Below are 21040 nucleotides of genomic sequence, written 5' to 3'. Positions count from 1 at the left end.
GTCAGTCCTGGTACGGCTGCAGGCCTTCGTCGGTCAGGCGCAGCACGCGGTCGCAGCGGCGCGCCAGCTCGATATCGTGGGTGACGATGATGAAGGCCGTGCCCAGGGTGCGCGACAATTCCAGCATCAGGTCGAAGACGGTCTGCGCGGTGGCGTGATCGAGATTGCCGGTCGGTTCATCGGCCAGCACGCAGGCGGGCTGCGTGACCAATGCCCGCGCCAGCGCCACACGTTGACGCTCGCCGCCCGACAGCTCGCCCGGCACGTGCGTGACGCGCTTGGCCAGGTTGACGCGGGCGAGGATCTGCTGCGCCGTGCTGGTCGCCTCGGCGCGTTTGACGCGGCGTATCATCAGCGGCATCGCCACGTTGTCGAGCGCACTGAATTCCGGCAGCAGGTGATGGAACTGGTAGACGAAGCCCAGCGAAGCGTTGCGCAGGTCGCCGCGCGCGGTTTCGCTCAGGCTGGCGAAGTCCTTGCCCAGCAAGGTCACGCTGCCCTTGGTCGGCGTATCGAGGCCGCCCAGCAGGTGCAGCAGCGTCGATTTGCCGGAGCCGGAAGCGCCGACGATGGCCACGCGTTCGCCGCGCCGCACGTCGATGTCGATACCTTTCAGTACCTGCACCGAGTAGGCGCCTTGCGTGAACGTCTTGCCCAGGTTGCGGCAGGACAGGACCACAGGTTCGAGATTACTCATAGCGCAGCGCCTCCGCAGGTTTCACGCGGGCGGCCCACCAGCTCGGGTACAGCGTCGCCACAAAGGCCAGCGCCACGGCGACCCCACCAATCTTGGAGACGTCCGGCCAGCGCAGGTCGGACGGCACGGTGCTAATGTAGTAGATATCCTTCGACAAGAACTGCACTCCCAATAAATGTTCGATAAACGGCACGATGACGTCGATGTTGAGCGCCACCAGCACGCCCAGGCCCACGCCGATCGCGGTGCCGAGGATGCCCACCAGCGCACCCTGGATCATGAAGATCTTCATGATCGAGCGCGGCGAAGCACCCAGCGTGCGCAGGATGGCGATATCGGCCTGCTTGTCGGTCACGGTCATCACCAGCGTCGACACCAGGTTGAACGCGGCCACCGCGATGATCAGCGTCAGGATGATGAACATCATGCGCTTCTCGGTCTGCACGGCGGCGAACCAGTTGGCGTTCAGCTTGGACCAGTCGCGCATGATCAAGTCACCCGACATGCTGTTCTTCAGGTCCTGCGCCACTTGCGGCGCGCGGTGCATGTCCGACAGGCGCAGGCGCAAGCCGGCCGGCGCGTCCATGCGCAGCAGCTTTTCGGCGTCGGTCAGGTGGACGAAGGCCAGCGCCGAGTCGAACTCGTTATGGCCCGCCTCGAAAATGCCGACCACGGTGAACGAGCGCAAACGCGGCAGCACGCCGGCCGGCGTGGGCTGGCCCTGGGCCAGCGCCAGCGTGACCTTCTCGCCGAGGTTGACGCGCAGCGCGCGCGCCAGCTCGATCCCCAGCACGATGTTGTAGCTGCCCGGCTGCAGCGCGTTGAAGCTTCCGCGTTTGGTCTGCTTGGCGACGTCGGAGACGTTGGGTTCCTGCTCCGGCAGCACGCCGCGGATGATGGCGGGACGCAGCACGTCGTCGCGCACCAGCATGCCCTGGGTCTCCGCGAACGGCGCCGCGCCGATCACTTCAGGATTCTTGCGCGCTTCGGCGGCGGCGGCGTGCCAGTCCGGCATCGAACCGCGGGCATCGAAGATCTCGATATGGGCCAGCACCGACAGCATGCGGTCCGTCACTTCCTTCTGGAAGCCATTCATCACCGACAGCACGACGATCAGCGCGGCCACGCCCAGGCCAATGCCGGCCATGGAAATGAGCGAGATAAAGGAGATAAAACTATTGCGCCCGCTTCGCTTGCCGGCCCGCGTGTAACGCAGGCCAACCAGCCACTCAAAGGGCAGATTCTGGATAATGCTCATGGGCTCCGTAGGGAATCAAACTTGGTGAGCCCGCAGTTTGCCATATAAACAGCATGTCATGGGTGAAAAAGGCCGTGCCGGGCAGCGGCGAGGACGCCGGCAAGCCATGTAAACATCCTGCCGCAGCCCGCTATGCCCTACAATCTCGGGATGACTGAAATCACCCTTGCCCTGCCCTACGCGCTGCCCCCGCCGGAGATGGCGCCCGACCTGATGCGCGCCCTGACCCCCCCCGCCCTGGCGGCACTGTTGTCTCTCAATAAACACTATCAATACCAGGCTTATGACGCGAAAGCCCGGCTGCTGCCGCACGAAGCCTGGCTAGCGCACGCGCTGGGACTGGCGTCCGCACCCGACCAGCCGGACACCGGCGCGCCGCTGGCCACCGCCGTCATGCACGGCTGCGGCCTGCAGGCGGAAGCCGCGCAAGGCCACTGGTTCATCGTGCAGCCGGCGCACATCCAGCTGTCGCGCACCCACCTGCTGCTGTCCGACCCGCGCGGCATGCATCTGAGCGAGGCGGAATCGCGCGCGCTGTTCGATCTGGCCCGCCCCTGCTTCGAGGAGCAAGGCAAGACGCTGCTGCACGCGGCGCCCGGCCTGTGGTTTGCGCGGGCCGACGAGTGGGCCGGCCTGGACACGGCGTCGCCCGACGCCGCGACCACGCAGAACCTGAGCGACTGGATGCCCGAGGGCGAATATGCGCGCCCCTACCGCAAGCTGCAAAACGAAATCCAGATGCAGTGGCACGAGCAGCCGGTCAACGAAGCACGCCAGGCGCGCGGACTGCAGGCGGTGAACTCGTTCTGGCTGTGGGGCGGCGCCGGTCCGCTGAAGGCCGCGCCGCGTGCGCTGGCGATCGGCGGTGGCCCGGACTGGATGCAGGCGCTGGCCGCGCCCGCGCTGCGCCAGCCGTCGGCCGATCAGCTGATCGCCCAGCCGGGCGCGGTGATGCTGGCCGAGCTGATACCGTCGGCGCAATCCGGCGACTGGTCCGATTGGATCACCCGCATGCAGCGCATCGAGCAGGAATGGCTGGCGCCATTGCTGGCGGCCTTGCGCGATGGCCGCATCGGCGGCTTAAGGCTGGTGCTCAGCCACCGCAACGGCTGGTCCAGCGTCGAGACCAGCAAGCTCTCGCTGCGCAAATTCTGGCGCAAGCAAAACCTGAACCTCTTACTGAAGCAAGCCTGACATGACCCGTATCGCCATCCGCCCCTGCCCGTTCCGCGAATCCGAAATGCTGCGCCAGGGCGGCATCCATCCCGTGCTGGCGCGCCTGTACGCGTCGCGCGGCCTGACCGACGTCAAGGAGCTGTCGAGCGAGCTGGCGTCCATGATCCCGCCATCGGGCCTGCTGCACATCGACGCCGCCGCCGTGTTCCTGGCCGACTCCATCGCCGCCAACAAGCGCATGGTGATCGTGGCCGACTACGATTGCGACGGCGCCACCGCCTGCGCGGTCGCGCTGCGCGGCCTGCGTGCGATGGGCGCCAACATCGATTTCATCGTGCCTAACCGCTTCGAATACGGCTACGGCCTGACGCCGGAGATCGTCGAACTGACGGCGCGCGAAAAGCAGCCGGACATCATCATCACCGTTGACAACGGCATCGCCAGTATTGACGGCGTGGCCGAGGCCAACCGGCGCGGCATCGAAGTGGTCGTCACCGACCACCACCTGCCGGCCGACACCCTGCCCGCCGCGCGCGTGATCGTCAATCCGAACCAGCCGGAGTGCGGCTTCCCGAGCAAGCATATCGCCGGCGTCGGCGTGGTGTTCTACGTGCTGCTGGCGCTGCGCGCGGAGCTGCGCAAGCGCGGCGTGTTCGACGCCCAGACCCAGCCCAAGCTGGACAACCTGCTCGACCTGGTCGCGCTGGGCACCGTGGCCGACGTGGTGCGGCTCGATCCGAACAACCGCATCCTGGTGGCGCAAGGCCTCAAGCGCATGCGCGCGGGCCGCATGCACGCCGGCGTGGCGGCGCTGTTCCGCGTGGCCGGCCGCGAACCGCGCAACGCCAATCCCTTCGACCTGGGTTTCGCGCTCGGCCCGCGCCTGAACGCGGCCGGACGCCTGGAGGACATGTCGCTGGGGATCGAATGCCTGATCACCGACGACGAAGGCCGCGCATGGCAACTGGCGCAGCAGCTCAATGAAATCAACCTGAAACGGCGCGAGATCGAAGCCGAGATGCAGGACGCAGCCTTGCAGCACCTGGACGCGTTCGAGCCGGCCAACAGCAGCACCATCTGCGTGTTCGACGAATCCTGGCACCAGGGCGTGATCGGCATCGTCGCCTCGCGTTTAAAGGAGAAGTTCTTCCGCCCGACCATCACCTTCGCGCCCGGCGCCGACGGCTGGATCAAGGGTTCCGGCCGCTCCATCCCCGGCTTCCACCTGCGCGATGCGCTGGACCTGGTGTACAAGAAGGCGCCATCGCTGATCGACAAGTTCGGCGGCCACGCGATGGCGGCCGGCCTGACGCTGCGCGCCGACGCCTTCGACGCCTTCTCGGCGGCCTTCGAGGAAGTGGGCCGCGCATGGCTGAGCAAGCAGCAGCTGGAACGCGTGATCGAAACCGACGGCCCGCTGGAAGACGCCTACTACACCACCGCCTTCATCGACCTGATGGACGGCCAGGTATGGGGCCAGGGCTTCCCGCCGCCGGTGTTCTGCGACGAGTTCCGCGTGGTGAGCCAGCGCATCCTGAAGGAGCGCCACCTCAAGCTGCTGCTGGAGAAGAACGGCGCCCGCTACGACGCCATCTGGTTCGGCCACGTCGACTCGCTGGGCGAGCGCGCCAAGGTCGCGTTCCGGCTCGACGCCAACGAATACAACGGCGTCACCAAGGTGCAGCTGATGGTGGAACATGCCGAACCGGTGTGAGAATGCGTGTACTTTTCACAAGGGCATGATGGTATTCTGAGCCTTCCAGTCTTGCTACGCAGGGAGTACGAAAATGAAATTCGATTGGCACGGCGGGACAATATCGCCTTCGACTGAAATCGATTCGGGCTACAGGAATACGCAAAATGTCCGCCGCTTTCTTTGTGGCGAGTGCGGGCCGGACTTCAAATTCGACCGCGAACTGATGGCCTGGATGCGCAACGGCGGCGCGAAAAACATGGCCGATGTGGTGGAAGAATGGAAGCGCCGGCGCGGCAGTAACTGACTGTCGCGAAACAAGGACTACAGCCAGACGGGAACGCATGGAACCGACAATTCCAAATGACGAGTTCATCCGGTCGAATTTCCCCAGGCTGGCGGCGGCGCTGGAATACATGCCGGTCGGCGTAACGATCGTCGACCGCGACCTGACCATACGGTTTTGGAATCCGGCCTTTTGCCAGGTGCAGGGTTTTCCGGATGAAGTGATGCATCCCGGCGTCACGATGGCCGAAGTGTTCCGTTACATCGCCTTGCGCGGGGACTACGGCCCCGGCGCCATCGACGACCTGGTGGCTGTGCGGGTCGGGCTCTGCCTGAAGTTCGAACCCCACAATTTCACGCGCACCATGGCGAGCGGCGTACGGCTGAACATCATCGGCCGCCCCATCTTTGCCGCGGACGGCACGGTCAGCGGCTTCGTGACCATTTACCACGATGTGACGGCGGAGAAGCGCCACGAGGAAGAACTCGAGGCCAAGAACAACGAGCTTCAGCAGGCCAAGCAGCTGGCCGAGGCGGCGAGCCTGGCCAAGGGACAGTTCCTGTCCAATATGAGCCACGAGATCCGCACGCCGCTCAACTGCGTCATCGGCATGGCCTACCTGGCCTTGAAGACCGAGCTCGACCCGCGCCAGCGCGACTACCTGGAAAAAATCCGCTTCGCCGGCGAGCACGTGCTGGGCATCATCGACGACATCCTGGACATTTCCAAGATCGAGGCCGGCAAGCTGGAAATCCAGCATATCGATTTTTCGCTCGACCACGTGATGCAGACGCTGACGACCGTGGTGGCGCCGAAAGCGGCCAGCCGCAAGCTCGAACTGGTGTTCGATCTCGATCCCGCCTTGCCGCCGACGCTGGTGGGCGATCCGCTGCGGCTCGGGCAGGTGCTCATCAACTACACCAACAACGCCATCAAGTTCAGCGAACACGGCCGGATAGAGATCCGGGTGCGCCAGCAGGCCAGCGACGGCCACGGCTGCCTGCTGCGTTTCGAGGTGAGCGACCAGGGCATCGGCCTGTCCCAGGCGGAGATGGCCAAGTTGTTTGTCTCGTTCCAGCAAGCCGACACGTCGACCACGCGGGAATATGGCGGCACCGGCCTCGGCCTGGCGATCTGCAAGGAGCTGGCCCAGCTGATGGGCGGCGATGTCGGCGTCGACAGTCAGCAAGGTGTCGGCAGCACCTTCTGGTTCACGGCCCGGCTCGGCGTATCGGACAAGACCGTGTCCATGCTGATCCACCAACTCAGCGACGCCGCCGCCGAGCTGCTGGCCAGCGCCCACACCTCGGCCGCGACGGTGGCGCTCAAGGTGGCACGCATTCTGCTGGTCGAGGACAATGTCTTCAACCAGCAAATTGCGCGGGAGATGCTGGAGGAAGTGGGCGCCGCCGTTTGCATCGCCAGCAACGGCGTCGAGGCATTGGAACTGCTGCGCCAGGCGCAATTCGATTGCGTCCTGATGGACTTGCAAATGCCGCAAATGGACGGGCTGGAGGCGACCCGCCGCATCCGCGCCGACCCGCAACTGGCCAGGCTACCGGTATTGGCGATGACGGCCACCGCGACCATCGACACCCGGGCGCGTTGCATTGAAGCCGGCATGAACGGTTTCATCTCGAAGCCCATCCAGCCTAGCCTGATGCGCCAGACCATCGCCAACTGGCTGCCGCAAGGCTCGCTGCTGACGGCGCCGCCTGAGCCGCGCCATCCGGTAGCGGTGGTCGAGTCCGCACCTTGCGGCGACGCGGTTGCGATCGACTTCTCGGTGCTGGCCACGCTGTTCGACGACGACCTGCCGAAGGTGCGCAAATTCGCCGTCAAATTCCTGCACAGTGCGCAGGCTGGCGTGCGCGACATGGAGGAGGCGCTGGCGCGCGGCGAAATGCAGGTGTTGCGTGATCTGGGCCACCGCATCAAATCCTCGGCGCGCAGCGCGGGCGCCTTCGGCATGGCCGAGTTGTGCTGGAAGCTGGAGCAACTGGCGCCGGGGGATGCGGGCAGCGAGGCGGCCCGCGCCCAGCCCCTGGTGGCGCAACTGAGGGAGTCGCTGGAACAAGTGGCGGAGCAAATCCTGCGGAACACGGACGACGCCGCCTGAAATGGTGGCGCCATGCTGGACCTTTGGTATTGCAAACCGGGTCCACCCCGTCAGTCAAATGGATCCCAGCCTGGACCCGCCGCAGTCTGCTAATGTGCGCTTTTTCCCCGGGGGATACTTATGAGATTTCTGCTGGTAGCGCTGGCATTGACACTTCCGACTCTCGCCACGGCGGAACGAGCCGACCGATTCCAGAAAACCGTCATTTCCTATGATGGCGAGATGCATTACGACACCATCAAGGGCATCAGCAAGTTCAGCGACCATGTCGAGGCGTCGAAAGGCACTCTGCTGATCTCGTCGGATTTCCTGACCGCGGCGCAGTCACCCGAGGGCGACTATCTCTACACCGTCACGTCGCTCAAAGACAACCTCGCCAGGTTCAAGCAGAAACAGGATGCTTCGAATGACAAATGGGTCAACGGCGAAGGGAAAACAATGGCGTACAGGGAGAAGGACGACTTGCTCACGGTCGATGGCAATGCTGAAGTCAAGATCATCGAAAACGGCAACGTTACCGGCGTCGCGACAGGCGCGAAAATCACCTATGACGCCCGAACCGAACAGATCTTCGTGAAGAGCGCGGGCGACGCCGTCGACCCTGCCAAGAAAACGCGCGCCATGCTGGTGCTCATGCCCAAAGCTGATCCACTAAAAAACTAAGTCCAGGCTCATCCGATGATATAATTTCCTTATGGAAACTTTCCGTATCATCAAATGAAAAATAAATTCAAGTCGCGGTTCTTGTACGCTGTTTGTGCGATCGCCATGGCAAGCAATGCCATATCAGCGCCAGTAGAAGGCACCGGCAAACCGTTTTCCGTCCTTGGAGAACAGCTGCAGCACGCAATACCGAAGGGATGGAAGCTGGCCTGGATGGAAGGCCAGCCCAACGGTGAATATTTTGTCGAATACCTGCCCGAGGCGGAAGACATCAACAGTTGGCGCGAGGGATACCTGGCAATTCGGCGGCTGCCCTCCCCCAATGCGGCCGCAATGGCGCAAATTGAAAAATCGGGTGCCAAGCTGGCCGATGTCGCGCTGTTCCAGTTCATGAAGGGTGCCGCGCAAAGGTGCGGTGGCCACCATCAAGCGATGTCCCAACGAACAGATGCCTCAAATGGTGTTTATCTGGCCGTCAGCGGAGGGTATTGCGACAAGTACGGCAGCGCAGCGCCCTTTGGCGAAGGCTCGCTGATTGCCTATGCCCAGGGCAAGGACTACGTATTCCAGATCCAGTATGGCTGGCGCCCCAAGAGCGAGGCGGATCAAAAAACGAACCTGCCTTGGCATATCGCTCCTGAAACTGCCCGGCAGTATATGGAAGCAATTAAAGCCTCATCGCTTTGCGGCGGCAGCGGGCAGGCGGCTTGCCCGCCAATGGCTGGGGCAAAAGAGTAATGTCGTGCTGAAGACCACGGGCATGCGACACCGCCTTGCAATTTCTCGTTCCGCTTCCCGCCTGAATTGGCTGTGGAAGATTGTTCCTTGCATCTTTGGCCTGGGGTTTTGTACGCCGGTGATCGCCTCAAACAACCAATGTCCCACGCCGATGGCATTCCTCGGCCACAGCATGGCGGAATCCGGAAAGGTGCTCGAGAGGGAATTTCCGGGAAATTGGGACGACAACGGCCCTCTCTGTTCGAGCAATTATTCCAACCTGATGACGCACGTTTTGCCTGCAACCGAGACATCGAATCTTTGCGAAACTCCTCTGCCGGCGAAACGAATAATCATTTTCGGATTTGATGATTCCAGCCGGGTCATCGGCTTAAGTTATATTTTTTCCGCGGCAATTGACCCGGATACGTTAATCAATTGGGCCGCGAATATGCTCGGCGTGAAGCTGAACGCCGTCGACAACTTTCATCACGCCAACCTCTCCAGATGGTTGGGCGTCACAGGCACGTCAAAATGGCAATATCAGTCCGCAGACCAGAGGTATCTTGTAATGGTCAAAGCCAGTCTGGTAGCCGGGCAAACGGACGTCATTGTCTACGACATCCAAGCCGCAGACCTGGAAGCGGCGGCACTGGACACATGCCTGAAGGACTTCGGCCGTTGAACTGATCTGCTATTCAGGCGTGCGTTAGTCAGTCGCCGGGTTGATTCCCGGTTGCTATCCATCCGAAAAAGGAGTATAACTACTCCAACAACGGAGGATTTATGAATCTTACCTACGCTTACCCCCGCAGCCGCTTCGAGCCCACCATACTGGTCGACCTGAACGCCAAGGCCGAGCGCGAACGGCTGTCCAAGGCTGCCCTCAAGGGCTTTTTCAAGCTGGCCGCCGCCTGGAAACTGCGCGACGACGACGCCCGCGAACTGTTGGGCGGCATTTCCAGCAGCGCCTACTACGAGTGGAAAAAACACCCGGAACGCACGCTGGAGGTGGACTGCATCACGCGCATCTCCTACCTGCTGGGCATCTACAAGGCGCTGCACATCCTCTACGGCGACAAGCTCGCCGACGAGTGGATGAGCCTCGCCAACACCAACCTGATTTTCGGTGGCCGCACCCCGCTCGCCTATGTCGCCGCCGGCGGACTGCCCGCCATGCAGATCGTGCGCCAGTTGCTGGACGCGCGCCGCGGAGGACTGTAAGTGCCGGTCAGCCTGATACCACCATTAACCACGCTGCGCCAGTTCGACACTTGCCGTTTGCTGCCCTCGCGCTTCGCCGACATGGAAGACTCGGTCCTCGCGCCCCTCGCCGATAACGAGCAGGATCTGCACGACCTGTTTGAACTGGATAACGCCACCAACGCCCGCCTGCAGGCGCAGAACGGCAACGCCACCGGCATCACGATGGATGAACTGGTGTTTGGCGTGCCGAACTTCCGCATCGTCAACGCCGCCTTTACCTACGCCCGCCCTGAAGGCAGCCGCTTCAACGGCGGCACGCGCGGCGCATGGTACTGCGCCTTCAACGTCGAAACCGCGCTGGCCGAAGTGAGCTTTCACAAAGCCGTCGAATACGCTGAGATCAATCGCTTCGACGACAGCGTGCAGTACCAGACCATGCTGGCCGATTTCACCGCCCCGTTCCATGACCTGCGTGGGCAGCTGCGCTACCTCGGCTGCCTGGCGCCGGACAGCTACATCGAATCGCAGCTGCTGGCGGAACGCCTGCTGGAAGGCGGCTCGCTGGGCATCATCTATCCGAGCGTGCGGTTGGACGGCGGCACCAACCTGGCCTGCTTCCGCCCTGCGCTGGTGGGCAATGTTCGCAAAGGCGCGGTGTATCGGTTAACATGGCGGGGTAGCCCTGTACCGATCATCGAACTTATCTGAATCATGCAAACCAAACCTGAAAACGACACCGACCTGCGTCTCAAAGTAAACCGCGAGACCGCGCGCCTGCCATGGACCGAACTGCTCAAGCATTTCGCGGCCGGCACTGTGGTGTGGGTCGCCAATTCGCTGGACCTGGTCGATGTGGCCGTGCGCATCTCGCACGACGACAAGGCCAACATCACCCAGTGGATGAACGCCGGCCTGCTCGCCAAAGTCAGCGACGAGCAAGCGGCGACCTGGCTGGAGGCCAACGCCGAACTATGGGCGGTGGTCGTCAGCCCCTTCATCCTCGTCCAGCAGGAGAAGGCTGTTCCAGCCAGCGTGCATTAAAACTGGAAGCTGCCAGCGTCGAGCGTGACCGAACCGCCGCAAGCCGGCGTGGTTGCCTCGCGATTGCCGCTGGCGGTGGACTGGTTACTCTCCCAAACGGTGCTCACGCCGTACTTCATGAACTTGTACTGGATCGCCGTTGACGGCGGCAGCTGGAAGGTACGCGACCACGGCACATTGGCGCCGCTGCCTTCGATGTTCAGCTGATCGCTCGCACCCGGCGTCCAGTTGCCCAGCTCCGCGCGATTACCCACCACGTACACGTTCTGCCCCACCACTGTATTCGCATTCGCCACGCGGAAGGTCACCGGCACCGTGGTGCAGGTACCGCCACCGCCGCCACCCACCTTCTGGTTGACGTGCAGCGCTACCGCAGGCACGGTCGCGCCGCCGTTGGCCGGAATACTCACGCTGATCATGCCATTGCTGCCGACAGTGACGCTGTCGCTGGTGCAGCCGGTACCGGCGGCGTTCAGCTGGCCGTGCACCACGTTGCAGTAAGTCCCCGCAGGCAGCAGCGTTTGCAGCGAGGCGTTCCAGGCCGCGTACTCGTTGTTGATCGCGACGAAGCCCTTGGCGCCGCGCCCGAACGCGATCTGGTTGGCGGTGCCGTTGGTGAAGTAGTCGACGCCCTGCCCCGACGTCGCCGCGCGGAAGGCGACCATGTTGGAGATGTCGCTCCAACGGTGGATGAAGTCCCACTGCTGGTTAATCAGTGGGTTGCCGCTGGCGTCGAACGGGCTGGCGCTTGGCGGGGCTTGGTCGTAGTTGGTGAAGCGGAAGCCCGAGTGCAGCTGCGCCGATCCGTAAGGCCAGGCCAGCATGAAGATGTTCGCCAGGTCGTAACGCTTGGTGCCTTGCGTGTCGTTGGTGGTGCCGGAGACGTAGTTGCTGGCCACCAGCGAGCTGCCGTTGCGCTCAGTGTCCCAGTTGTTGACGAAGACGGTCGCCTTCTCGCTCGGCACGAAGCCCCAGGTACCGCCCCAGTTGCCGGGCGTGCCCATGATGGCGCGCACCTGCGACAGGCTGGCGCCGTTCTCGTTGCGGAACATGGCCTTGAGCGCGAAGGTGTACTGGAATTCGTTCAGCGTGCCGATGCTGTAGTAGCCCGAGCGCACCACGTTACTGTCCGGGATCACCTCCTGCGTGATCCACAGCGCCTCGCCGGCCTTGGTGGTGTGCGTGACGCCGCCCATGATCGCCTGCAGGTCGCTCGGCTGCATATGCTTGGCGGCGTCGAAGCGCACGCCGTCCACGCCCATGTTGATCAATTTGGTCAGGTAGGTCTGGACCTGGCCCTGCACGTAGGTGCCGTCGGTCTTCAGGTCCGGCAGGCCGCTCAGGCGGCAGAACATCACGTTGTAGCGATTGCCCGGCGAGCCATAGTCGCCGCCGGCGATGTCGCAGGCGGGATGGAAATCGCTGGAGCTAAAGAACGGATAGGCCAGCGTGGACGAATTCCACGTCGAGCCGTCGGTCGCGGTGCCGGAACCGGCGGCCAGATGGTTGACCACCACGTCCGCATACACGCGCACCTTGGCGGTGTGACAGGTGTTGATCATGGACTGGAACTCGGCCTCGGTGCCCATGTTGCTCTTCAACGAGGCGAAGTTCACCGGCTGGTACACGTCCCACCACGCACCCAGGCTGGCCGAAGCCTGCGGCGGCGATACCTGTACCGCACCAAAGCCCTGCGGTCCGAGCCAGTTGGTGCACTCCTTGGCGATATCGTTCCACTTCCAGCGGAACATCTGCACCGAGGTGTCGGCGGGGTTGAATGCGGCATGGGCGGGTGCGAGGGCGCACGCGCCCAACAGGCCGGCGGCCAATAGGGTTTTCTTCATTTTTCGTCTCCGTGTCGTTTTATTTGTATTTTGGGAAATACTGCAGCCCAGATAAAATGTAGCAGAACTACAGTAAACAACAAGCGAAATACGATTCAATTTTTCACAATCCCCCATAGGAACCGCTTCCACTGGCGATTTTCGCGACACAGATGTAATGCGATTACCTTTGCAATACTGCGGTATCATGGGACGAAAAAACGACACTACAGAATTCCAGCCACTTCATGTCCATCACCCAGCCCGCAGAAAGCGCCAACGACATCGCCACCCATCTCGCCGAGGCCATCGCGGCGCGCAAGCTGCCACCGGGGACCAAACTGCGCGAGGAAGCGCTGTGCCGCCTGTATTCGGTCAGCCGCACCAAGATCCGCGCGGCGCTGCTGATACTGTCCAAGGACAAGCTGATTAACATGGTCCCGGACAAGGGCGCGATGGTGAGTCAGCCCAGCGAGCAGGAGTCGCGCGAGATCTTCGCCACGCGCCGCATCATCGAGGCGGCGCTGGCACGCGAGTTCACCGCCAAGGCCAAGCCGGCCGATTACCGGAAGCTGGAGAAGCATTTGAAGGAGGAACGCAGCACGCTGTCGCAGGTGCCGTCGAAGATGCGCCAGCAGCTGCTGGGCGATTTCCACGTGCTGCTGGCGGACGTGGTGGGCAACCAGGTGCTGAAGGAGATCGTGCGCGAGCTGGTGGGCCGCAGCTCGCTGATCACCATGCTGTATCAATCGGAGCGCGACGCCGCCTGCTCTTCCGACGAACACGCGGCCTTCCTGGCGGCGGCCCGCTCGGGCGACGCGGACAAGGCGGCGGAGCTGATGCTGCACCACCTGAGCCACGTGGAAGCAGCGCTCAACTTCGACATCAACGCCAGCCCGGCCAAGCGCGACCTGGTCTCCGCGCTGCTGATTTAACAATACGGATCGGGATATCGGCTGACGACAATAATTCATTGGACGCACCCTCGCACCTGCCGCAACATGAAATCCTGCATGGGCAGACACAAAATCTATAAAGCGAGACGACAATGACTAAAAAGCTACTCAAGAAATGTGCGGCGGCGGCAGCCATCGTGCTGTGCGCCGCCGGTGTTCAAGCCTCCACGTGGACGCTGACCGGCGACCTCGTTACGCACGACCCCAGCGTCTACAAGGAAAACAGCACCTGGTGGATCACCGAAACCAGCGACAACGGCATTGGCGTCAAGTTTTCGGCGGACGGCCACGCATGGAAGCAAGGCGTGAGCATCTTCGGCAACGGCCTGTCGTGGTGGGGCCAGTACAATAACAATTCCAAGACCGTATGGGCGCCGGACATCCACGTCTGGAACGGCAAGGCGATCCTTTACTACGCGGTGTCCACGTTCGGCTCGCAGAAATCGGCCATCGGCCTGGCCACCGCCAGCAGTATCACAGCGGGAAACTGGACCGACAAGGGCGTGGTGCTGAGCTCCGCGCCAGGCAACAACTTCAACGCCATCGATCCCAACTTCTTCGTCGACAAGGCCGGCCAGCCGTGGTTGTCGTTCGGCTCATTCTGGACCGGCATCTACACCACGCGGGTCGACGCAAACACGCTCAAGCCAATCGGCAGCTGGTTCCATCTCGCGGCCGACAGCACCGGCATAGAGAACTCGTTCATCATGTCGAACGGTTCGTTTTACTACCTGTTCGTCTCCAAGGGCAAGTGCTGCGCGGGCGCCAACAGCACCTATCATATTTCGTATGGCCGCTCGACCAGCGTGACCGGCCCCTATCTCGACAAGAACGGTGTCGACATGCGCAACGGCGGCGGCACCACACTGGATGCCGGCGGCGGACGCTTCATCGCGCCCGGTGGCGAGTCGGTGTCCAATGGCGTGATGGTGCGGCACGAACTGGATAGCCAGAACAACTACAACGGCGTCCTGTTCATCAACGACCTGACGTTCAGCGGCGGCTGGCCTACCTACTGATGAAGGCTGCGGCGACTATCGCGGCGCTGGCGGCAACCGCCCTGCTCAAGGCGTGGGCGTGGCGGGAGCCGCTCGCGCCCGACTCGCCGCCGGCGGAGCGTAAGGCAGCTCCGCTGCCGGCAAAGTCCTGCGCCGCCGATCCGCACGCCGCCTGCGCGGGCGCAGGCGAGGCCCGGCGGGCCGCGCGCCACTGGCTGGATGTGCCAACCGGCGAAGGCAACGCGCCCCCCGGCCTATCACTGACCGACGATCAGCAACTCATCCCCGACTTCGCGCTGCACCAACTGATGGATCGTTTTCTGCTGGACCGCAGCGGCGCCGGCGGAATGCAAGCGCTGACGGAACACCTGCGGCGCGCGCTGCCGGCAGCGGCAGCCAATGAAGCGATCCAGATCGCCGCCCGCTATCAAGCCTACCTGACCGCCCACGACGAACTGCTGGCGGCGCAACACTTCACCTCCGCGAGCGCCGCATCGCAGGACCTGAACCGCATCAGCAGTTGGCAACAGCAACGCCACCAACTGCGCGTCCGCGCGTTCGGCGAGCGGATTACGCTGGAATGGTTCGGCACCGAGGATGCCTATCTGGAGCAGGCGCTCGAAGAACAACGCCAGCGCAGCGAAGGCCGGCCGCCTGCAGCCGACGCCGAGCCCGCGGACCAGGCGGCCCACGACCTGCACATGCGGCTGGCCCTGGATCAGGCCATCACCGGCTATCAGGCGGCAGCCAAGGCCAATTGATGCGCCAGCGCGTTGTGGCGTTCGATCACCACCGGCAGGTCGATGGTGCATAGCACGCCGTCGCGCACCACCACCTTGCCGTTGATGATGCTGTGCGAGACATTCGGCGGCGTGCAGAACACCAGCGCCGCGACCGGATCGTGCAGCGCGCCGGCGAAGCCTATCGTATCGAGCTTGAACATCACGATGTCCGCCGCCATGCCCGGCTTGAGCGCGCCGATGTCGTCGCGGTTCAGCACCTTGGCGCCGCCCAGCGTGGCCATCTCCAGCGCCTGCCGCGCCGTCATCGCATCCGGGCCGAAGCCCACGCGCTGCAGCAGCATCGCCTGCCGCACCTCGCCCATCATGTGCCCGGAATCGTTGGAGGCGCAACCGTCCACGCCCAGGCCGACCGGCACGCCGCTGTCGAGCATCTTGCGGATCGGCGCGATGCCGGAGGCCAGGCGCATGTTCGAACAAGGACAATGCGCGATACCGGTGCCGGTGCGGCCGAACATGTAGATGCCATCGTCGTCCAGCTGCACGCAGTGCGCGTGCCATACGTCGCGCCCCACCCAGCCGCAGTCCTCGGCATATTCGGCCGGCGTCATGTTGAACTTTTCGCGGCTGTAGGCAATGTCGTTCGCATTCTCGGCCAGGTGCGTGTGCAGCGACACGCCGAAATTGCGGGCCAGCGCCGCCGCTTCCTTCATCAAATCGCGCGACACCGAAAACGGCGAACAAGGCGCCACCACGATGCGCTGCATCGCGTAGCGGCCGGCGTCATGGTAGGTCTCGATCAGGCGCTGCGTGTCCTTGAGGATGGCGCCCTCCTCTTCCACCACGCGGTCCGGCGGCAGGCCGCCCTTGGACTGGCCCACACTCATCGAACCGCGCGCGGCGTGGAAGCGCATGCCGATCTTGCCGGCCGCCTCGATGCTGTCATCGAGCTTGCAGCCGTTCGGATAGATGTACAGGTGGTCGCTGCTGGTGGTGCAGCCGGACAGGATCAGCTCCGACATCGCCGCCAGCGTCGACACGTTGACCATCTCGGGCGTCAGGTTGGCCCAGATTGGATACAGGTTGGTCAGCCAGTTAAACAGTTCACCGTTCTGCGCGGCGGGGATCACACGCGTCAGGCTTTGGTACATATGGTGGTGGGTGTTGACCAGGCCGGGCATCACCACATGATTGGCGGCGTCGATGATCTCATCGGCCTGCTGCGGCAGATCGGCGCTGGGGCCGACTTGTTCGATCACGTTGTCCCGGATGTAGACGGCGCCGCCGGCGATTTCACGGCGCTCGTCATCCATCGTCACCAGCACGCGCGCATTTTTGATCAGTAGAGTTTTAGTCATTTTCTATAAGGGCTAAACACTGCGGAAACAATGCGCGGGCACTGCGGAAACAGTAGGGTTGATATCAGGCGTATTTTAAGCTGCTTCACGCTCGGAGGTCAGGAAAGCCTGTGGGACGTCTTCTTCCTCATCGTCATCGTTCAGTTCCAGCGGACGCTCGGGCAGCACCAGGTTCAGGGCCACGGCCACCAGCGCACCAACGGTGATGCCGGAGCCGAAGACCTCCTTGACGAAGGCCGGCAGCTTCGACAACAACTCCGGCCGCACCGTCACCGCCAGGCCGCAGCCGATGGCCACCGCCATGATGATGCCATTGCGCTTGGTGTGCTCGACGTGGCTCAACAGCTGCACGCCGGCCGAGATGATCATCGCGAACATCATCAGCCCCGCGCCGCCCAGCACCGGCTGCGGTATCGTCACCACCACCGCACCCAGGATCGGGAACAGGCCGGCCAGGAACAGCATCACGCCGGTCAATGCAACCACATGGCGGCTCGCCACGCCGGTCAGCGACACCACACCCACGTTCTGCGCAAAGGTCGACACCGGAGGGCTGGACAACAGCGCGGCGAAGGCCGAACCGACGCCGTCGCACAGGATGCCGCGCGCCAGCGTCTTGCCGCGCATTTTGGTCTCGGTGGCGGCGCCCAGCGCCATGAAGGTGCCGGTGGTTTCCACCATCGTGACCAGGTAGGCGATCGCCATCGCGACCACGCCGGCCACCGGGAAGGTCATGCCATAGTGGAGCGGCTGCGGCAGCGCGAAGACCTGCGCGTTCCGCACCTGCGAGAAATCGATCATGCCCATCGATACGCACAACAGGTAGCCGATGAACATGCCGATCACCACCGCTGCCGCGGATACAATCCCCTTGCCGAATTGGACCAGCATGATGACCGTGACCAGCACGAAGGCGGCGATGCCGAGGCTGAGCGGCGAGCCATAGACCGCGCCCGGCGCATGGCCGCCCGCCGCCCAGTCCACCGCCACCGGCACCAGCGACAGGCCGATCATCGTCACCACCACGCCGGTGACGGCATGCGGGAACAGCTTGCGGATCGTCGGCATGAAACAGCTGCCGACGATCATCACCACCGAAGCCGCCAGCGACGAGCCGAGTATCGCCGGAACGCCGTGTTCCAGGCCGATGCTGATGGCCGCGCCGACGAAGGCGAAGCTGGTGCCCATCACGCAAGGAAGCCTGATGCCGATTGGACCTATGCCTTTGCACTGCACCATGGTGACAATGCCCGAGCCAAGCAAGGCGGCGTTGATCAGGGTGATGATCTGGTCGGCCGGCAGCTTGAGCGCCGCGCCCACCACCAGCGGCACGGCGATGATGCCACCCAGCGCGGCAAGCATATGCTGGGCCGCCAGTAATACGGTTGTGAATAGGGGTGGCCGATCCTCGACCTGAAATAACAAGTGATTCATAAACGCGTCTCCGTCTGTCTTTTTTTATGGGCGTTACTTTGCAACTACAACCCGCACGGGCTGCCCTTAACCGTGCGTAGAAAGGATGCTTAGCAACGCAACAGCTCGTGACCGACGCGTTTATTGACGACGATATTGCGCCTCGCCGGATACATTGTCAACGAATTTTGTATACAATTTTTTATCGAAGCGCGGCGTCCCCGCGCAGTGTGGCGATGGCCAGGTCGAGGAAGGCGCGCAGTTTGCGGGACGAGTGGCGGCCTTCGTGGTGCACCACGCTGACCGGCATCGGCGCGGGTTCGCAGTGGCTCAAAACTGCGACCAGGCGCCCATCGGCGAGATACGGCGCGGCCATGTAGGACAGCACGCGGGTCATGCCGAAGCCGGACAACGCGGCGCGCAAGGCGGCGTCGTTGCTGGTGCTGCTCATGCGGGGATGAACCTTCACCACCTGCGCCTTGCCCTCGCATTCGAAGCGCCAGTCGTTGGTGGCCGTGACGGCGGTCGCCGCGACCAGGTCGTGGCCGGACAACTCCTGCGGCGTGGATGGCGTACCACGCGCAGCCAGGTATTGCGGCGACGCGCACAGCACCTGCCTCACCTGCCCCACGCCGACCGCCTGGTAGCTGGAATCGGGCAGCACGCCGATGCGGATCGCCGCATCCACGCCTTCGTCCATCATGTTGACCACGCGGTCGAGGAAGCGGCATTCAACGTCGGTTTCCGGATAGCGCCGCAGGTACTCGGTGACGATGGGCGTGACGTACATCGCGCCGAACATCACCGAGGCCGTGATCACCAAACGTCCGCGCGGCGCGCCGTGGGCGCCGGCGGCGGATGTCTCGGTTTCCACCACGTCGGCCAGAATGCGGCGGCAGTCGGCGGCATAGCGCGCGCCGGTTTCGGTCAGCCGCACCACGCGCGTGGTGCGCAACAGCAGGCGCACGCCCATGCCTTCCTCCAGCTCCGTCACGGCGCGCGTGACCACCGGCGGCGATATCTTCAGCTTGCGGGCGGCGGCGGCAAAGCCGCCTTCGTCGACGACAGCCACGAAGATCGCCATGGCGGAGAGCTTGTCCATATTATTCCCAATTTAGAAATAGTTCATTGCACATTTAATGGATTCTCATTATCCCGCTTATCGATGAAACTGCAAGTGTTCGCTGAACAAACAACCCACAACCCAAAGGAGCAACACCATGACCCGTATCGCCACCATCGAAAATGCCACCGCCAACACCGAACAAAAAGCCCTGCTGGACGCCATCCAGGGCCAACTCGGCATGGTGCCCAACTTCCTGAAAGTGTTCGCCAATTCGCCGGTCGCACTGCGCGCCTTCCTCGGCCTGCACGGCGTGGCCAACGACGGCTCGTTGAATGCCCTGACCCGCGAACGCATCGCCCTGGCGGTGGCGCAGCAGAACAGCTGCGAATACTGCGTGTCCGCGCACACCGCCATCGGCCGCAAGACAGGCCTGAGCGGCGACGAGATGAGCGCCGCCCGCAGCGGCACCAGCGCCGATGCGCAAGCAGCGGTGGCGGTGAAGTTCGCGCAAAGCCTGATGGAGAAAAAGGGCGAGATCAGCGCCGTCGAACTGGCGGAAATCCGCAACGCCGGCTACAGCGAATCGGACATCGTGGAGATCATCACCCACGTCGCCATGAACTTCCTGACCAATATCCTGGCCAAGGCCAGCCGCGTCGAGATCGACTTCCCGAAAGTCGAACTGAAAATCGCCGCCTGATTCCATCCAAAACGAGGAGCCCATCATGGGACGTGCATATTCCGACATCACCTTCACGCCAGCGGTGCGTGAGGTTCAAGAGACCATGGGAAGCCGCGCCAGATATGGGTTCCTCGACCGGATGGAAGACCGGCAGGACAGCCTGGGGAAACGGGAGATCGGCTTCATCGAGGAGCGCGACCATTTTTTCCAGGCCACAGTCAACCAGGACGGATGGCCGTACGTGCAGCATCGCGGCGGACCGGCGGGCTTCCTGCGCGCGCTCGATGCGAAGACGCTGGCCTTCGCGGACTTTCGCGGCAATCTGCAGTATCTCAGCGTCGGCAATCTTAAAACGGACGACCGCATCTCGATGATACTGGTCGACTATGCGGAGCAGGTAAGGCTGAAGATCATCGGCCGCGCGCGCACCCTTGAAGCGGCGGAGGATCCGGCGTTGATGGAGCGGCTGCGCGTGCCCGGCTACGCCGGCCGCATCGAACGGGCCTTCGTCATCACCGTGGAAGGCTACGACTGGAACTGCCCGCAGCACATCACGCCGCGATATACCGAGCAGGAAATTGGCGCCATGACGGCGCCCCTGCATGCGCAGATCCGGCGCCTGCAGGAAGAGTTGGCGGTGCTCACTGCGGCGAAAGCGGAGCCGCCGGCACCGTAAATTCCGGCACAGCCGTCAGCAGACGTCCACCCATTGTCCTTGCGTGACGGCCGCCAGCAGCGCGGGCGTGATCCGTACCATGCTGTTGATGGAGCCGGCGGCAGGCAGCACCTCATCGAAGTTGCTCAGCGAATGATCGAGATAGACCGGCAGCGCCTGCGCAAGGCCGAACGGACAAACCCCACCTACCGGATGGCCGGTGGCTTCCGCCACTTCGTCCGGCGGCAGCATCTTCCCTTTGCCGAAGGCTTCCTTGAATTTGCGGTTGTCTATGCGCGCAACGCCGCTGGCCACGAGCAAAATCACGCGCCCTTCGGCGACGCGGAAGGCCAATGTCTTTGCGATGCGGCCCGGCTCCACGCCGTGCGCCTCGGCCGCCAGCGCCACCGTGGCGGTGCTGACTTCCAGTTCCACGATGGGGAGATCAAGATCACGGGCAAGGAAGAATTCACGAACGGATTGCAGGCTCATA

Annotated in this window: 22 protein-coding genes; 15 read left to right on the top strand and 7 right to left on the bottom strand. The window is 63.2% G+C overall.

Annotated elements, in window-relative coordinates:
- Position 1 precedes the first annotated feature (1 nt).
- Positions 2-697 carry a lipoprotein-releasing ABC transporter ATP-binding protein LolD gene (gene lolD / locus GTP90_RS12075; protein WP_161083761.1) on the bottom strand — a complete coding sequence of 232 codons (696 nt, stop codon included), beginning with the start codon at positions 695-697 and terminating at the stop codon, positions 2-4.
- Positions 690-1955 (bottom strand): lipoprotein-releasing ABC transporter permease subunit, encoded by a 1266-nt coding sequence (locus GTP90_RS12070; RefSeq protein WP_161083760.1) that lies wholly within the window; start codon positions 1953-1955, stop codon positions 690-692. The genes lolD and GTP90_RS12070 overlap by 8 nt, the downstream gene beginning before the upstream one ends.
- Before the next feature lie 150 nt (positions 1956-2105).
- Here GTP90_RS12070 and GTP90_RS12065 point away from each other — a divergent pair, with 150 nt between their 5' ends.
- The 10 genes from GTP90_RS12065 (at position 2106) to GTP90_RS12020 (ending at position 10856) form a co-directional block, all read left to right on the top strand.
- Positions 2106-3149 carry a hypothetical protein gene (locus GTP90_RS12065; protein ID WP_254451834.1) on the top strand — a complete coding sequence of 348 codons (1044 nt, stop codon included), beginning with the start codon at positions 2106-2108 and terminating at the stop codon, positions 3147-3149.
- A gap of 1 nt (position 3150) precedes the next feature.
- Entirely contained in the window at positions 3151-4845 is a 1695-nt protein-coding gene (recJ, locus tag GTP90_RS12060; RefSeq protein ID WP_161083759.1) for a single-stranded-DNA-specific exonuclease RecJ, read from the top strand.
- Between the two features lie 73 nt (positions 4846-4918).
- A complete protein-coding gene (locus GTP90_RS12055; RefSeq protein ID WP_161083758.1) occupies positions 4919-5131 on the top strand; it encodes a DUF6434 domain-containing protein in 213 nt (70 codons plus the stop codon).
- Positions 5132-5168: 37 nt separating this feature from the next.
- On the top strand, positions 5169-7229 hold the full coding sequence (locus GTP90_RS12050; protein ID WP_254451833.1) for a response regulator: 2061 nt from the start codon (positions 5169-5171) through the stop codon (positions 7227-7229).
- Between the two features lie 120 nt (positions 7230-7349).
- Positions 7350-7892, top strand: a complete 543-nt coding sequence (locus GTP90_RS12045; protein WP_161083757.1) for an LptA/OstA family protein — start codon at positions 7350-7352, stop codon at positions 7890-7892.
- 54 nt (positions 7893-7946) lie between these two features.
- Positions 7947-8630, top strand: a complete 684-nt coding sequence (locus GTP90_RS12040; RefSeq protein ID WP_161083756.1) for a hypothetical protein — start codon at positions 7947-7949, stop codon at positions 8628-8630.
- A gap of 4 nt (positions 8631-8634) precedes the next feature.
- A complete protein-coding gene (locus GTP90_RS12035; RefSeq protein ID WP_161083755.1) occupies positions 8635-9294 on the top strand; it encodes a hypothetical protein in 660 nt (219 codons plus the stop codon).
- Between the two features lie 101 nt (positions 9295-9395).
- Positions 9396-9833: an antitoxin Xre/MbcA/ParS toxin-binding domain-containing protein gene (locus tag GTP90_RS12030; RefSeq protein ID WP_161083754.1), complete on the top strand. Its 438-nt coding sequence runs from the start codon at positions 9396-9398 to the stop codon at positions 9831-9833.
- On the top strand, positions 9834-10523 hold the full coding sequence (locus GTP90_RS12025; RefSeq protein ID WP_161083753.1) for an RES family NAD+ phosphorylase: 690 nt from the start codon (positions 9834-9836) through the stop codon (positions 10521-10523).
- A 3-nt stretch (positions 10524-10526) separates the two neighbouring features.
- Positions 10527-10856: a DUF2288 domain-containing protein gene (locus tag GTP90_RS12020; protein WP_161083752.1), complete on the top strand. Its 330-nt coding sequence runs from the start codon at positions 10527-10529 to the stop codon at positions 10854-10856.
- Here the strand turns inward: GTP90_RS12020 and GTP90_RS12015 are convergent.
- Positions 10853-12700 carry a carbohydrate-binding module family 20 domain-containing protein gene (locus GTP90_RS12015; RefSeq protein WP_161083751.1) on the bottom strand — a complete coding sequence of 616 codons (1848 nt, stop codon included), beginning with the start codon at positions 12698-12700 and terminating at the stop codon, positions 10853-10855. The genes GTP90_RS12020 and GTP90_RS12015 overlap by 4 nt on opposite strands.
- Before the next feature lie 227 nt (positions 12701-12927).
- On the opposite strand from GTP90_RS12015, the gene GTP90_RS12010 reads away from it, so the two are divergent.
- From GTP90_RS12010 to GTP90_RS12000, 3 genes are all read left to right on the top strand, one after another.
- Positions 12928-13614: a GntR family transcriptional regulator gene (locus GTP90_RS12010; RefSeq protein WP_161083750.1), complete on the top strand. Its 687-nt coding sequence runs from the start codon at positions 12928-12930 to the stop codon at positions 13612-13614.
- Between the two features lie 113 nt (positions 13615-13727).
- Entirely contained in the window at positions 13728-14654 is a 927-nt protein-coding gene (locus GTP90_RS12005) for a family 43 glycosylhydrolase (protein ID WP_161083749.1), read from the top strand.
- Complete coding sequence (locus tag GTP90_RS12000) at positions 14654-15394, top strand: hypothetical protein (protein ID WP_161083748.1); 741 nt, start codon at positions 14654-14656, stop codon at positions 15392-15394. The genes GTP90_RS12005 and GTP90_RS12000 overlap by 1 nt, the downstream gene beginning before the upstream one ends.
- Here GTP90_RS12000 and GTP90_RS11995 read toward each other — a convergent pair.
- From GTP90_RS11995 to GTP90_RS11985, 3 genes are all read right to left on the bottom strand, one after another.
- Positions 15370-16731, bottom strand: coding sequence for an 8-oxoguanine deaminase (locus GTP90_RS11995; protein ID WP_161083747.1), 1362 nt, complete (start codon positions 16729-16731; stop codon positions 15370-15372). The genes GTP90_RS12000 and GTP90_RS11995 overlap by 25 nt on opposite strands.
- 75 nt (positions 16732-16806) lie before the next feature.
- The gene (locus GTP90_RS11990) at positions 16807-18165 is read right to left on the bottom strand and encodes a nucleobase:cation symporter-2 family protein (protein WP_161083746.1); all 1359 of its coding nucleotides are present in this window, start codon (positions 18163-18165) and stop codon (positions 16807-16809) included.
- A 181-nt stretch (positions 18166-18346) separates the two neighbouring features.
- The gene (locus GTP90_RS11985) at positions 18347-19246 is read right to left on the bottom strand and encodes a LysR family transcriptional regulator (protein WP_161083745.1); all 900 of its coding nucleotides are present in this window, start codon (positions 19244-19246) and stop codon (positions 18347-18349) included.
- Positions 19247-19364: 118 nt separating this feature from the next.
- Between GTP90_RS11985 and GTP90_RS11980 the strand changes: the two genes are divergently transcribed.
- Positions 19365-19910 (top strand): carboxymuconolactone decarboxylase family protein, encoded by a 546-nt coding sequence (locus tag GTP90_RS11980; RefSeq protein WP_161083744.1) that lies wholly within the window; start codon positions 19365-19367, stop codon positions 19908-19910.
- Positions 19911-19935: 25 nt separating this feature from the next.
- Positions 19936-20568 carry a pyridoxamine 5'-phosphate oxidase family protein gene (locus GTP90_RS11975; RefSeq protein WP_161083743.1) on the top strand — a complete coding sequence of 211 codons (633 nt, stop codon included), beginning with the start codon at positions 19936-19938 and terminating at the stop codon, positions 20566-20568.
- Positions 20569-20583: 15 nt separating this feature from the next.
- On the opposite strand, the gene GTP90_RS11970 is transcribed toward GTP90_RS11975, so the two are convergent.
- Positions 20584-21039, bottom strand: coding sequence for a YbaK/EbsC family protein (locus tag GTP90_RS11970; RefSeq protein ID WP_161083742.1), 456 nt, complete (start codon positions 21037-21039; stop codon positions 20584-20586).
- Position 21040: the final 1 nt, after the last annotated feature.

The organism is Duganella vulcania, assembly GCF_009857655.1.
In the GTDB taxonomy this organism is placed as follows: Bacteria; Pseudomonadota; Gammaproteobacteria; order Burkholderiales; family Burkholderiaceae_D; genus Rugamonas; species Rugamonas vulcania.
Note: the sequence above shows the minus strand (reverse complement) of the source record. Positions and strands in the feature narration are given on the sequence as shown.

What these genes read in the sequence shown, in the direction of transcription:
- lolD (WP_161083761.1), bottom strand. Translation starts at nt 697, where the DNA reads ATGAGTAATCTCGAACCTGTGGTCCTGTCCTGCCGCAACCTGGGCAAG.
- GTP90_RS12070 (WP_161083760.1), bottom strand. Translation starts at nt 1,955, where the DNA reads ATGAGCATTATCCAGAATCTGCCCTTTGAGTGGCTGGTTGGCCTGCGT.
- GTP90_RS12065 (WP_254451834.1), top strand. Translation starts at nt 2,106, where the DNA reads ATGACTGAAATCACCCTTGCCCTGCCCTACGCGCTGCCCCCGCCGGAG.
- recJ (WP_161083759.1), top strand. Translation starts at nt 3,151, where the DNA reads ATGACCCGTATCGCCATCCGCCCCTGCCCGTTCCGCGAATCCGAAATG.
- GTP90_RS12055 (WP_161083758.1), top strand. Translation starts at nt 4,919, where the DNA reads ATGAAATTCGATTGGCACGGCGGGACAATATCGCCTTCGACTGAAATC.
- GTP90_RS12050 (WP_254451833.1), top strand. Translation starts at nt 5,169, where the DNA reads ATGGAACCGACAATTCCAAATGACGAGTTCATCCGGTCGAATTTCCCC.
- GTP90_RS12045 (WP_161083757.1), top strand. Translation starts at nt 7,350, where the DNA reads ATGAGATTTCTGCTGGTAGCGCTGGCATTGACACTTCCGACTCTCGCC.
- GTP90_RS12040 (WP_161083756.1), top strand. Translation starts at nt 7,947, where the DNA reads ATGAAAAATAAATTCAAGTCGCGGTTCTTGTACGCTGTTTGTGCGATC.
- GTP90_RS12030 (WP_161083754.1), top strand. Translation starts at nt 9,396, where the DNA reads ATGAATCTTACCTACGCTTACCCCCGCAGCCGCTTCGAGCCCACCATA.
- GTP90_RS12020 (WP_161083752.1), top strand. Translation starts at nt 10,527, where the DNA reads ATGCAAACCAAACCTGAAAACGACACCGACCTGCGTCTCAAAGTAAAC.
- GTP90_RS12015 (WP_161083751.1), bottom strand. Translation starts at nt 12,700, where the DNA reads ATGAAGAAAACCCTATTGGCCGCCGGCCTGTTGGGCGCGTGCGCCCTC.
- GTP90_RS12010 (WP_161083750.1), top strand. Translation starts at nt 12,928, where the DNA reads ATGTCCATCACCCAGCCCGCAGAAAGCGCCAACGACATCGCCACCCAT.
- GTP90_RS12005 (WP_161083749.1), top strand. Translation starts at nt 13,728, where the DNA reads ATGACTAAAAAGCTACTCAAGAAATGTGCGGCGGCGGCAGCCATCGTG.
- GTP90_RS12000 (WP_161083748.1), top strand. Translation starts at nt 14,654, where the DNA reads ATGAAGGCTGCGGCGACTATCGCGGCGCTGGCGGCAACCGCCCTGCTC.
- GTP90_RS11995 (WP_161083747.1), bottom strand. Translation starts at nt 16,731, where the DNA reads ATGACTAAAACTCTACTGATCAAAAATGCGCGCGTGCTGGTGACGATG.
- GTP90_RS11990 (WP_161083746.1), bottom strand. Translation starts at nt 18,165, where the DNA reads ATGAATCACTTGTTATTTCAGGTCGAGGATCGGCCACCCCTATTCACA.
- GTP90_RS11985 (WP_161083745.1), bottom strand. Translation starts at nt 19,246, where the DNA reads ATGGACAAGCTCTCCGCCATGGCGATCTTCGTGGCTGTCGTCGACGAA.
- GTP90_RS11980 (WP_161083744.1), top strand. Translation starts at nt 19,365, where the DNA reads ATGACCCGTATCGCCACCATCGAAAATGCCACCGCCAACACCGAACAA.
- GTP90_RS11975 (WP_161083743.1), top strand. Translation starts at nt 19,936, where the DNA reads ATGGGACGTGCATATTCCGACATCACCTTCACGCCAGCGGTGCGTGAG.
- GTP90_RS11970 (WP_161083742.1), bottom strand. Translation starts at nt 21,039, where the DNA reads ATGAGCCTGCAATCCGTTCGTGAATTCTTCCTTGCCCGTGATCTTGAT.